Below are 12,521 nucleotides of genomic sequence, written 5' to 3' on the forward strand. Positions count from 1 at the left end.
TCAGGCTTGCTCGAGTGAACCGTCATAGGCGCAGATCGCGTCCACCTTGGCGGCCGACGACGAGTCTGGGTCAAATTCGAGATCGAGCCAAACTTTCACAAGTTCTTTGGCAAGCTCCAGGCCCACCACTCGTTCGCCCATGCAGAGTACTTGCGCGTTATTCGAAAGCACCGACCGTTGCACCGAATAGAGGTCGTGCGCAGTCACCGCACGAATCCCAGAAACCTTGTTCGCGGCTATGGCGACTCCCAGACCTGTCCCGCAAATGAGCAAGGCTCGGTCCGCTTCCCCGGCCGAGACCTTCTCTGCGGCGGCAATCGCGACGTTGGGATAGTAGGTGCCGTCCTCACGGCTTTCGACACCCTCGTCAGTGACGGACTCTACGCGCTCGTCCGCTTCCAGAAGATTCTTGAGCTCCCGCTTGTATCCGTAACCGGCGCTGTCTCCGCCGACGATGATTTTCCAGGCCATTCCGGCTCCTTCGATAGTGCCTGGGCTCGCACACCGGGGCAGGTGCCCGTCACCCTACGAGACGCCAGCTTATATAAACCTTGCCAATAATCCTATAGGAACATGCCCGGTTCAAGGAAGGGTTGCTGGCGAAGGTTACCCGCAACCGCACGATGCTGAGGTGATTTTACGTAGCCAAACTGGGTTTTTGTGGAACAACGAGTTTTCCCTCAAAGGTTGACACAGATCACGTTGCACGTAAATCCTATAGGAATACTCAAAGCGAAGGAGACCGTGAATGTTCACTGCTGAGACCTGGCCGATCGCCGCCAACATGTTGTCGTTCGGGGCCGGAGCCCCTGACGGGGGACATATCAAAGACGCCCCTGCGAGCGTTTGGGCCGCTCAGATGCGTCAAGCGCGCGACCTCGGCATCTCACAGATCGATCCCACGGACGCGTGGGTCCCTCTCGGCCGCTTGAGCGAAAACCGCGTCGCGGAGTTCCGCCGCGCACTCGACGACGAGGGACTCACGATCCCTTCGATCTCGATGACTCGCAGCTCAGTCGTGGACCGCGAAAACGGCGAACAGTTTCTCGCCGAGGCGCATCGTCTGCTCGACCTCGCACCGTCCCTCGGCGCGAGTGTGGTCAACGTCGGATTCATGCAAGCCCTCACGCGTCAGCAGGCGGAAGCCATCTGGTTCTGGCTCGAAGACGGTCACCACGACGACCCGGCTCTCCGCGACCTGGCCATTGAACGCATTCGCGAGTTAGGGGACCATGCAAGGGCTCTCGACCTCGAGGTGAGCCTTGAAATGTACGAGGACACGTACATTGGAACCCCCGAGACGGCAGTGGCCTTTCTGGACGACGTCGCCCACGACGCGGTGGGACTGAACCCGGACATCGGCAACCTGGTTCGCCTCCATCGCCCGATGCCCCACCCGAACGAGATGTACGAGACAGTTCTGCCGCGCTCGAACTTCTGGCACATCAAGAACTACACGCGCGATTTCGACCCCCAGACGGGGGCATACACCTCCGCGCCGATGCCTCTCAAGTACGGCTACATCAATTATCGCCAGGTCATCCGCCGGGCCCTGGAATTCGGCTATACCGGTCCGTTCTGCTGCGAGCATTATGGATCCGACTCCCTGGGTGTGATCGCGGAAAACATCCAGTACATCCGTCAAGTCCTGGCATCGGCCCTCAACTAGATCCTTTCGGACACCTCCCCGAGCGGTTCCCGTCGCTCCATACCAAAACACCCCATGCAAAGGAGCATTCATGTCCGTCGCATTCGCCCAAGAGCGCACCGCGGTCGTCACAGGCGCGGGAGCCCCACGTGGCATCGGTCGACACGTCGCCCGAATCCTCGCCTCGGAAGGATGGCACGTCGCGGCCCTCGATATTGACTCCGCAGCGGTCCGTGAATTCGCCGCCGACCTCTCAGAGGAATCGGGCCGCACAGTTATCGGCATCGACGTCGACATTGCAGACAAAGGCTCGGTCGATCGCGCTTTTGCCAAGATCGATGCGGAGCTTCCGCCCGTGCTGGCGGAAGTGAACCTCGCTGGGATCCCCGGACCCCAAGAATTCTTCGAGCTGGACGGGGACAGCTTCACACGCATCATGGACGTCAACGCCAAAGGCACGTTGTTCATGATGCAGGCCGCAGCCAGCCGCATGATCGAGGCCGATACCGGTGGCCGAATCGTCAACACCTCCTCCATCACGGCCTACGACGGCGGCGGCACCTTCTCAAAAACCGGGTACGCGGCGGCCAAAGCTGCGGTCCTGGGACTCACACGCGGAGGCGCACGCGAACTCGGGAAACACGGGATCACCTGCAACTCCATCGTGCCCGGCCCCATCGACACCGACATCATGGGAGGAACCCTCACAAATGAGCGCAAGAGAGGAATGTCTGCAGACATCCCTCTGGAACGGGTGGGGCGACCCCAAGAGGTCGCGGGCCTGATCAAATTCCTGGTCAGCGAGGACTCCAGCTTCGTCAACGGCGATGCCATCTTCGTCGACGGCGGAAAGCACATGGTCTGATCCTCCCCTGCTCGCTATCAAGGAGAACGAACCCATGACAATGACGTCATTCCCGGGTAACGAACCACCGTCTAAAACCGTTACCGAGCACCAGTCCCTCACTCCGGAAGTCGAATCGGCAACTCGCAAGGCCAGCTTGCGTCTGCTTCCCTTCCTGATGCTCATGTTCGTGGTCGCTTTCATCGATCGCTCGAATATTGGTTTTGCCGAGGAGGGCCTTGAGGCCCACGCTGGCATCTCCGCCGCCGCTTATGCCCTCGGTGCCGGGTTGTTCTTCATCGGTTACGCCGTATTCGAAGTCCCTTCGAACCTCATCATGTACAAAGTCGGGGCACGATGGTGGATGACTCGGATCATGGTGACGTGGGGCATCGTCGCCTCGCTTTTCATGTTCACCAGCGGCCCGGTGATGTTCTACGTTCTTCGGCTCCTGCTCGGGGTCGCCGAAGCCGGGTTCTTCCCCGGGGTGATCTTCTATCTGACCTGCTGGTTCCCTCGGCGTAAGCGAGGACAGGCCACCGCACTGTTCTATCTGGGACTGCCGATTGCCAACGTCGTCGGTTCTCCATTATCGGGAGCCTTGTTAGAACTCGAGGGGGTGCTGGGCCTCCGCGGTTTCCAGTGGATGTTCCTGCTCGAAGGATTGCTCGCGGTGGTTGTCGGGGCGGTCGCATTTCTCTGCCTCCCCGATCGTCCGGCCCGTGCCCGTTGGCTCTCCGAAACGGAACGCACGGGCTTGGAGAACGTCCTAGCTTCCGAGGCGGAGGGCAAAGAGCAGGTCGTGAAGATGCCGTGGTGGAAGGCGCTGCTGAATGGTCGCGTGCTGTATTTTTCGCTGATCTATCTGACGATCCAAATCGCCGTCTACGGGCTGACGTTCTTTCTGCCACGTCAGGTTTCGCACATTACCGGGCAGCAGATCGGCTTCATGGTCGGTCTCCTAGTTGCGATCCCATGGCTTGCCGCACTCATCGCTGCCGCCTTCATCGGGCGCTACTCCGACAAGCAAGCTGCTTACCGCCGGACGGCCACGGGCATGCTGGTCCTGTCCGGTATTGGGCTCGTGGCCAGCGCGTTCCTCAGCGATCCTCTTCTGACAATGATCGCTCTGTGTCTCGCCGCCATCGGGTTCGTATCTGCCCAACCAATCTTCTGGAACATTCCCACCGGGTATCTCTCGGGCGCCGCCCTGGCGGCCGGCGTCGGAATGATCAACGGCTTGGGAAACTTGGGCGGATTCATCGCCCCGAATCTGCGCTCGTGGGTCGTCATTTCCTTCGGAAACGAGGCATCCGGACTCGTGATGCTCGCGATAGCTCCTTTCCTGGGAGCCGTATTGGTCGCCGGGACCGTGTTGTTCGAGCACCGCGACCTAGCCAGGCATCCCGTGCCCGAATACCGTCCGAATAGTTAACCCCGCGTGGACGGCTCGGACCGAACGAGGGCCCCTCGACCGGTGCGCATCCGCCTCTCCCAGATTTCCGCACAGCACCCCTATCTCTCGAAACAATGAAAGGCACTACTCATGTCCATGACCCCCTTTTCGACCATACGCACCGTTACTGTCGTCGGCGCCGGCTACATGGGTGGCGGTATCGCCCAAGTCCTGGCTATGGCTGGCCTGCCCGTCCAGATCGCTGACATCAGTGTCGAAGCGGCCGATGCAGCCCTGGCCCGCATACTCGATGAGTCTCGAGCTTCCGAGAAACAGGGGCTGGTACCCGCCGGTAGCGCCGACTCGGTGGCAGCGCACCTTTCGGCCGGAAAATCCATCGAGGAGGCAGTCGCCGAGGCGGATTTCGTCGAGGAGGCCGTCTTTGAATTGCCCGACGTCAAGCAGGAGGTTCTGACCCGCATCTCGGCGACTGCCCGACCCGATGCGATCATCGGCACCAATACCTCGACGATCCCTGTACGGGTACTTGCCCCCGCGGTCGCTCACCCGGAGCGATTCCTGACTGTCCACTTCTCCAACCCGATGCCCTTCATCCCCGGCGTCGAATTGGTGGCCGGCGAAGCCACCGATCAGAGGGCGGTCGATGCCATCAAGGACCTCCTGGAACGCGCTGATTGCGAAGGCGCCCAGGTTGCGGACACCCCAGGCATGGTGCTGAACCGGTTGCAGTACGCACTGTTGAAAGAAGCTACGTCGGTGGTGGAAGAAGGCGTGGCGAGTGTGGAGGACGTTGACACGATTGTGCGGACGACCTTCGGATTCCGCCTGGGCTTCTTCGGCCCGTTCGCTATCGCCGACCAGGCTGGCCTCGATGTGTACGCCAACAGCTTCGCAACCTTCGAGGAGTCCTACGGAGAGCGCTTGGCGACCCCGCAGCTACTCAAGGACGCCGTAGCCGCCAACCGCAAGGGACTGAAGAACGGCAGGGGTCTCATCGAGGACTATGACGACGAGGCCCAAGCTGCACTCATCGCATACCGCAACAAGGCCTACGCCCGTATGCGCGACGTCTTGAGGGAGATCGGACCAGCGCCTCGCGGCACGAAACGAGACCAGGACTGAAGCCGAAGCAACAGGCCCCGTGGAGCCCTCACGCCACCTTTTCACCTTTGAGGAGTCATCATGAAACCGGTCGCCACGGTTGACGAACATGCCCTGATCAAGAAGATCACATGGCGGATCGTTCCGTTTGTGATGGTGCTGTATATTATCGCCTACATCGACCGCTCGGTCATCGGCTACGCGAAGCTCCAGATGTCGACGGACATCGGGCTGAGCGACGCCGCCTTCGGCCTGGGGGCTGGTCTGTTCTTCCTGGCCTACTTCCTCTTCGAGGTGCCTTCGAACTACTTGCTGCCCAAGGTGGGGCCGCGCATCTGGTTCGCGCGGATTCTGTTCACCTGGGGCCTAATCACTGCTCTGACGGCACTGACAACCTCGACCGGGACGTTCTATCTTCTCCGTTTTCTTCTCGGCGTTGCCGAGGCCGGTTTCTATCCGGGAGTCTTGTATTACCTGACCTTTTGGTTCCCCCAGCGCCACCGCACCAAGGCCACGGGAACTTTCGTGCTTGCGGCGCCGATCGCCTTTCTGGTCATGAGCCCGATCGCTGGCACGATCCTCGGCCTGGATTGGCTGGGACTGCGTGGCTGGCACTGGTTGTTCATCTTCTCGGGGGTCGCTGCCATGATCGCGTCAATTCCGACCTTGAAATGGTTGCGCGACACCCCGCACAAAGCCCCTTGGTTGACCGCTCACGAGGCCGATTGGCTTGAGGACCAGCTGGAGCGCGACCGCGTGCACTTCGGACAGCAGTCTCACGCCAATCCTCTGAAAGCGTTGGGGTCGAGATATGTTTGGGTCTTCGCCTTGCTTTTCTTTCCATCGACCGTGGGCATCTATGGGCTGAGTTTCTGGATGCCCACCGTGGTCAGCGCGTTCAGCGGTTCGGATACGAACACGGGGTGGCTCACGGCGATCCCGTACGTATTCGGAGTGATCGGCATTTTTGTTACCTCACGTCTTGCCTCGAGGCTGCGGGAAAACTGGGTTCCGCTCATCCTCACCTACTTGGGAAGCGCTATCGGGATCCTCTTGTCCGCTATCGCGCCCTCGGGCATGATGCAGCTGGCCGCAATGTCGGTGGCGGCCTTCTTCCTGTATTCCGTTGCCGGAATATTCTGGGCGCTCCCGACCCGATACTTGGCGGGGGCCACCGCGGCGGTCGGTATCGCCTTCGTCAATTCCTTCGGGAACATCGGCGGATTCGTGGGACCTTACGTGGTCGGAACCGTTTCGGATGCAACCGGGCAGGCTGCGAACGGAATGTATTTCCTGGGCATCGTCCTTATTCTGGGTGCCATCGGCTCCACAGTCGGAATGCGAGCCTGGGCCGGCAAGAACCCGGTGCAGGTACCACCCGCAGACACATCCTCGGGTTCCGCTGGGGCTGACGCAGGGTGAGAAACGCCCCGAAGCCGCCTCACGCGGACCGCTTATCGCGTCGAATGGTCAACTGCCATCACGGACTTGCGGGATCACCGGCGAGGACCGTCCTTCGCATCCTCTAGTATCTGGAGGGCGGCCAACTCAACCGGACAGGAGACACTATGACCAGCAAGCGCCAGGCGCTGCGAGCGGATGTGCAGGAGGAAATCCAGAACCGACTCATGCAGGGGAACTGGCGCCCAGGATCGCGGCTGAGCATCGACGGGCTCGCCAGGGACCTCGAGGTGTCTCCAACTCCGGTGCGCGAGGCACTTGCGGCTCTCGAACGATCCGAGCTGATCAAATACCAACCCCTCAAGGGATTCGTTGTGGCGCCCCCGCTGACCTCCGAACAGATTGATGAGCTCATTGACGCCCGTTTGGTGGTGGAACTTGCGGCGTTTACCCGCGCCTTCGGTGACTGGGAAGCGCTCCTCAAGGATCTGCATGAAGCCTTTGCCGCCCATACTTCGATCGCAGACCGGATCGCCGCGGAACCCAAACCAGATTATGCTCTCATCCACGCCTATTTCGAGGCGGACAACGCCTTCCACGAAGCCTTTTTTCGGCACGCAGGCAACCACTATTTGACCTCGATGCGCGGGGTCCTGAACGCCCATGGTCACCGCATGCGTCAAACCTGGTCGGAAGGCCCTGAGCGGATCGACTCCGCCGAGGCCCTCACCGAGCACGCTGAGATCCTCGCCCGGATCGAGGAGCACAACCACGACGGAGGCCAACGCGCGCTGCGTCGTCATCTGGAAGGAGTCCGGAGGCGTTCAGGAGGGCAGGCCTCCTCGGCCGATAGCTGACCCGGGCTCCGCAGGGGTAGCGTTACTCGGCGATGGACGCGCTCGGAGCACTCGTGACTCGGGCCTATCTGCGCGGCCGTGCCTCAGGCGAGATGCTTGCCCAGCTCAGTTACGAGGATGGCGAAGGACCAGGCACCGGGATCCACGGTGCCTCGCGATTTGTCTCCCAGCACACGCGAACGGCCTTTTCTTGCCGTGATCACTGCGGTCGACTCGGCGGCGCTCCTGGCTGCGGTGGCCGCGGCGGTGATCGCCGACGCCGCATTCGCACCTGTGAACGTCTCGGCGAGGGTTCTACGGAACGGCAGCGCCGCATCCATCATCGTCTTGTCGCCTTCCCGGGCACCTCCCAACCGGCCAATAGTTCCGACGCCCGCCTCGAGAGCGGCCACAATCCGGTCCTGATCCACCCCCTCCTGGTCGCTGACTGCGCTTCCGGCCGACACCAGTGCAGCACCCCAGAGAGCGCCGGAGGTTCCTCCCGCAGCCTCCGACCACGCTTCCCCTGCATGGACCAAGACAGTGCGCGCACCGGCGCCTTTCGAAAGAGCCTGTCGAGCCGCGGAGGCCGCCCCTGTGGAGCCGAACATCATTCCCTGACCGTGATCGCCGTCGCCGGCCACGGCATCAATGCGACCCAGCTCCGCTTCTTCGCGTACACAAACGCTTTCGAAGAGGTCAATGATTTCGACGATCCGCTGTGCGCTGTCCCGGGAGGCTTCGCTCGACTCAGGGATCGGGTCGACCCCCGGTTCCCACGCTCCCTCGCGCGTGGGCCTTTCGACAGCAGGCATCGCGCCACGATGGAACGCCGGGGTGTCCGCAGGAGCGGTCCAATGCTTTTCGAGCTCATCGTCCAAGAACACGATCGTCAGCGAGAGGCCCGCCATGTCCAGACTCGTGACGAACTCACCCACCTCCGGGTGAACAGGGGCGAGACCGCGCGCTTCGAGTCGCCGTGCGATGTGGTTGTAAACAACGAACAACTCTTCGTACTTCACTCTGCCGAGGCTATTGAGGACCACGGCGACCCGGCCGTTGTACCCGCCCTCGGTCCGGGGCGGTTCCTCGGACATAACACCGTCGACCAGAAGGCCTGCGACCTCGGAGGCGGTGCCCAACATCTCGTCGCGCACGCCGGGCTCGCCGTGGATACCGAGGCCAACGGCCATTCTCCCGTGATCCACATGGAACAACGGTTCATTCGCGCCGGGGAGTGTGCAGCCGTCGAAGGCGAGGCCCAAGGAACGGGTGGCGCCATTGGCCTTGTTCGCAATGCGATCGGCCTCGTCCAGATCAGCGCCTTGCTCTATTGCGGAGCCCACCATTTTGAAGACCGGGAGGTCACCGGCTATTCCCCTGCGATCTTGATGGTTTTCTCGGTCGTTGGATGCGATGTCATCGCTGACTTTCGCGATTCGCACGTCGATGCCCGCGGCACGCAGCTTCTCGGCGGCCAGACCAAAATGCAGTACGTCCCCGGCATAGTTTCCGAACCCGAGGATGACGCCCCCGCCGTTTTCTGAATTCCGGGCGACGGAATAGACCTGGCTGGCTGAGGGAGAGGCGAATACATTGCCGCACGGAGCGCCATGCGCCATGCCCGGCCCTACCAACCCTGCAAATGCCGGATAGTGACCCGACCCTCCGCCGACCACCAGCGCCGGTTGTCCCGCGGGTGTGGCGCTCGTTCGCACCACACCCCCGTGGACCTGGGTCAGGTTCGGATGTGAAGCTGTCAGACCTGCCAGAGCATCGGCAGCGAAATCGCTCGGTTGATCGAAGAGATAGGTCATCGACGGCCCTCCATCGGTAGTCGGTTCGGGTCCCTGAAACATCGTCTAATGTGGGCTGGATCCCACTTCGGATAAATCCTATAGGAAATACGATTTATGAAATACCCGTCCCGCACAGTGACTTTCTCCATATAGAAAAGACGTCAGTCAACGAGCGGCCACGATCAGGAACGTACCGTCACCCCAGGCTTCCCAATCCGAAGACCCCCAGGGCCAATACAAAACCGACGACTCCGATCAACGTCTCCATCACGGTCCAGACCTTGAGCGTGGTGATTTCGTCCATGTCGAGCAGATTCCCGACGAGCCAGAAACCGGAATCGTTGAAATGGGACAGAACCACGGATCCCGCCGCGACGGCCACGACCATTGCGGCCAGTTGGAATTCGTTGTACCCGGCTGCCGCAACACCCGAGGAGATCAGCCCGGCAGTGGTCGTCAGGGCAACCGTCGCGGACCCTTGGACAACTCGTAGTGTCGCCGAAATGATGAACCCGGCCAGGATCAGGGGGATACCGAGCCCGGACAGGGACGAGGCCAGGGCGTCGCCGATCCCGCTGGCTTGCAGGACACCGCCGAACATCCCGCCAGCGCCGGTGATCAGGATGACCGAACACACCTTGGGCAGGGCCCCTTCCAGGAGGTCCTGGGCCTGCTTCTTCCGCAAACCTTTCCTCCACCCGAAAACGACCAATGCAACCATGAGCGTCACCAGGAGAGCGACGGGCGTTTCTCCCAGCATGACCACGAATTCGTACCAGGGCTGGTCTGAGACTCCTCGACCGAGCGCTCCGGCGTCGGCCAACGCCGAAAGACCCGTATTGGCGAAGATCAGAATCATCGGAAGCAAAAGTATTCCGACGACGGCCATCCAGTGCGGCGGATCGTCGACGTCCCGGTTTTCCGCGACTCCCATAGTCTGAGGCACGGGTAGATCCACGCGTTTCCCGACGAACTTCCCGAAAAGATATGCGGACAAATACCAGGTCGGGATCGCAACGACGAGACCAACGAGCAGAAGTATTCCCAAATCCGCATGAAAGAACGAGGACGCCGTAACCGGTCCCGGATGGGGCGGCACAAAAACATGCATCACGGAGAACGCGCCCACGGCCGGGATACCGTACAGGAGCATCGATCCACCGACCCAACGTGCCACTGAAAAGACCACCGGGAGCATAACCACGAGACCCGCATCGAAGAATATTGGGAATCCGAACAGCAACGAGGCGATGCCAAGGGCCAACGGCGCTCGTTTTTCTCCGAAAACGTGAACCAACCGGTGGGCCAAGGACCGCGAACCGCCTGATGATTCGAGCAATGCGCCCAGCATCGCTCCCAACCCGACCAGAAGAGCCACGCTCCCCAAGGTGGTTCCGAACCCCTGGGTCAGCACGTCGACGATGCTCCCCATGGGTATTCCTGCCGCCGCCGCTGTCAACAGGCTGACCAGAATCAGAGCGGGAAAAGCGTGAACCTTGAGCCCGATGATGAGGAGAAGGAGAAGAACGACTGCCCCCAACGCGATGAGCAATAACGGGCCGGCACCAAGGGTTTGCGACCATCCGTCAACGTTCATGGGTGCGTACCTTCCGTCGTGTTCCGGAGGTGGATCCGGCTTCGAGCGATCCACCTCGATTTGTCCGCAGTCGCCGGAAAACACCGGCTGACTGGCGTGAACACGAAACTACCTTCTACGGGTCCCGCTGTCCGTCAAGGGGCGGGTCAAATGGTCAGGTAACTTGCAGTCATGACAAGCTATACGGAAGCGGCGCACCAAGCGATCGACCGCGCATGCGACAGCTTGCATGCCCTCGGGTCCGAGGATTCTCGGATCAAGCATCCGGGCCGCAAGACCTATCAACCGTAACCGCACCTCATCACTCGAAAGTATTCACCATGGACGCATTGACCGACCTCGTCACCAACGTTGGTGACTTCATTTGGCAGGGCATGTTCATTGTCCTGATCGGCATAGGTCTGTACCTGACGATCCGCACACGCGGGGTACAGTTCCGGTCGATCCCTGAAATGTTCCGGATCCTGGGGGAACCCAGCGGCAAGGACTCCGAAGGCCGAACTCAGATCTCCTCGTTCCGCGCTTTCACGATCTCAGCGGCCTCGCGAGTGGGAACGGCCAATATTGCCGGTGTCGCCCTGGCGATCAGCATCGGCGGGCCGGGAGCCGTCTTCTGGATGTGGGTCATCGCCTCAGTCGGCGCGGCCAGCGCGTTCGTCGAGTCGTTGCTCGCCCAGCTCTACAAGCATCCCGGCAAGGATGCCTACGTCGGAGGCCCCGCCTATTACATGCAACGCGGGCTTCGTGCCCGTTGGATGGGCGTCGCCTTCGCAATCATCATTTGCCTGACCTATGGCTTTGTATTCAACACGGTTCAGTCGAATTCGATCGTCGACGCGATCTCCCAGTCCACCGCTTCCTTCGCTCCGGGCCTTGCCGAGAGCATGGGCCTGAAAATCGTCCTTGGCGCGATCCTGGCCGTGCTGACCGCGGTCATCATCTTCGGCGGTGTGCGTTCGATTTCCTCATTCACCCAGGTGATTGTTCCGGTCATGGCCGTCATGTACGTGGGACTCGGCCTGATCGTGGTAGTCATGAACATTACCGAGGTTCCCGCTGTCTTCATGCAGATCATCGAAGGCGCTTTCGGCATCCGGGAATTCGCGACGGGAAGCCTCATGGGCGTGATCGTCCAGGGCGTCCGCCGCGGGTTGTTCTCCAACGAAGCCGGCATGGGTTCTGCCCCGAATGCCGGAGCCACCGCGGCCGTTTCCCACCCTGCCAAGCAAGGATTCGTGCAGTCCTTGGGCGTGTACTTCGACACGATCCTCGTCTGCTCGATCACCGCGTTCATCGTGCTCCTCTCAAAACCGACCTTCGGAGACGAAGCAGCCGGCGCATCACTGACCCAGACGGCCTTGGCAGACCAGTTGGGCGGTTGGGCCGTTCACTTCCTGACCGTAGCGATATTCCTGTTCGCTTTCTCTTCCGTGATCGGCAACTACTACTACGGCGAATCCAATATCCAGTTCCTGACCGAACGGAAATGGGTCTTGCAGGTGTACCGGATCGTCGTGCTCTTGTGCGTCTTCGGCGGAACCATTGCCGCTCTGGACCTGGTCTGGTCGCTCGCGGACGTCTTCATGGCGGTCATGGCGTTGCTGAACCTCATAGCCATCCTCCTGCTGGGGGGTGTGGCTTCGAAGGTCTTGAAGCACTACGAGCGTCAGCGCAAGGCGGGCAAGGAACCGATCTTCCACGCATCGGACATGCCGGAAATTACGGGATTGGAGACCTGGGACGGCGGAGACGAGGTCACAACCCGTCAGTTCTGGATCGATCGAGAGGCCATGCGCCAGCCCGCCAAAAAATAGTGGATATTTGATATTCACGGCTCGTCGAAGGGGTATGCCAATGTCAGGAGGCCTTTCTGCCTTC

Annotated in this window: 10 protein-coding genes; 7 read left to right on the forward strand and 3 right to left on the reverse strand. The window is 61.0% G+C overall.

What is annotated here, in order from left to right; all coding sequences use genetic code 11:
* On the reverse strand, nucleotides 1–471 hold the full coding sequence (locus tag EWV35_RS10825) for a ribose-5-phosphate isomerase (RefSeq protein WP_129661757.1): 471 nt from the start codon (nucleotides 469–471) through the stop codon (nucleotides 1–3).
* A gap of 277 nt (nucleotides 472–748) precedes the next feature.
* On the opposite strand from EWV35_RS10825, the gene EWV35_RS10830 reads away from it, so the two are divergent.
* From EWV35_RS10830 to EWV35_RS10855, 6 genes are all read left to right on the forward strand, one after another.
* On the forward strand, nucleotides 749–1,669 hold the full coding sequence (locus EWV35_RS10830) for a sugar phosphate isomerase/epimerase family protein (RefSeq protein ID WP_129661759.1): 921 nt from the start codon (nucleotides 749–751) through the stop codon (nucleotides 1,667–1,669).
* Between the two features lie 70 nt (nucleotides 1,670–1,739).
* Entirely contained in the window at nucleotides 1,740–2,513 is a 774-nt protein-coding gene (locus EWV35_RS10835) for an SDR family NAD(P)-dependent oxidoreductase (protein ID WP_129661760.1), read from the forward strand.
* A 34-nt stretch (nucleotides 2,514–2,547) separates the two neighbouring features.
* A complete protein-coding gene (locus tag EWV35_RS10840) occupies nucleotides 2,548–3,927 on the forward strand; it encodes an MFS transporter (RefSeq protein ID WP_202976085.1) in 1,380 nt (459 codons plus the stop codon).
* A 111-nt stretch (nucleotides 3,928–4,038) separates the two neighbouring features.
* Nucleotides 4,039–5,031, forward strand: a complete 993-nt coding sequence (locus tag EWV35_RS10845; protein ID WP_202976086.1) for a 3-hydroxyacyl-CoA dehydrogenase family protein — start codon at nucleotides 4,039–4,041, stop codon at nucleotides 5,029–5,031.
* A 60-nt stretch (nucleotides 5,032–5,091) separates the two neighbouring features.
* Entirely contained in the window at nucleotides 5,092–6,432 is a 1,341-nt protein-coding gene (locus EWV35_RS10850; protein WP_129661762.1) for an MFS transporter, read from the forward strand.
* 146 nt (nucleotides 6,433–6,578) lie between these two features.
* The gene (locus EWV35_RS10855) at nucleotides 6,579–7,268 is read left to right on the forward strand and encodes a GntR family transcriptional regulator (protein WP_129661764.1); all 690 of its coding nucleotides are present in this window, start codon (nucleotides 6,579–6,581) and stop codon (nucleotides 7,266–7,268) included.
* Nucleotides 7,269–7,351: 83 nt separating this feature from the next.
* On the opposite strand, the gene EWV35_RS10860 is transcribed toward EWV35_RS10855, so the two are convergent.
* Together EWV35_RS10860 and EWV35_RS10865 are read right to left on the reverse strand one after the other, a co-directional pair.
* The gene (locus EWV35_RS10860) at nucleotides 7,352–9,064 is read right to left on the reverse strand and encodes a dihydroxyacetone kinase family protein (RefSeq protein WP_129661766.1); all 1,713 of its coding nucleotides are present in this window, start codon (nucleotides 9,062–9,064) and stop codon (nucleotides 7,352–7,354) included.
* 178 nt (nucleotides 9,065–9,242) lie between these two features.
* Nucleotides 9,243–10,643, reverse strand: coding sequence for a GntP family permease (locus EWV35_RS10865; protein WP_129661768.1), 1,401 nt, complete (start codon nucleotides 10,641–10,643; stop codon nucleotides 9,243–9,245).
* 320 nt (nucleotides 10,644–10,963) lie between these two features.
* Here EWV35_RS10865 and EWV35_RS10870 point away from each other — a divergent pair, with 320 nt between their 5' ends.
* Nucleotides 10,964–12,457, forward strand: a complete 1,494-nt coding sequence (locus EWV35_RS10870) for an alanine/glycine:cation symporter family protein (protein ID WP_129661770.1) — start codon at nucleotides 10,964–10,966, stop codon at nucleotides 12,455–12,457.
* The last annotated feature ends 64 nt before the right edge of the window (nucleotides 12,458–12,521 follow it).

It is taken from the genome of Rothia uropygialis (assembly GCF_004137765.1).
Taxonomy (GTDB): Bacteria; Actinomycetota; Actinomycetes; order Actinomycetales; family Micrococcaceae; genus Rothia.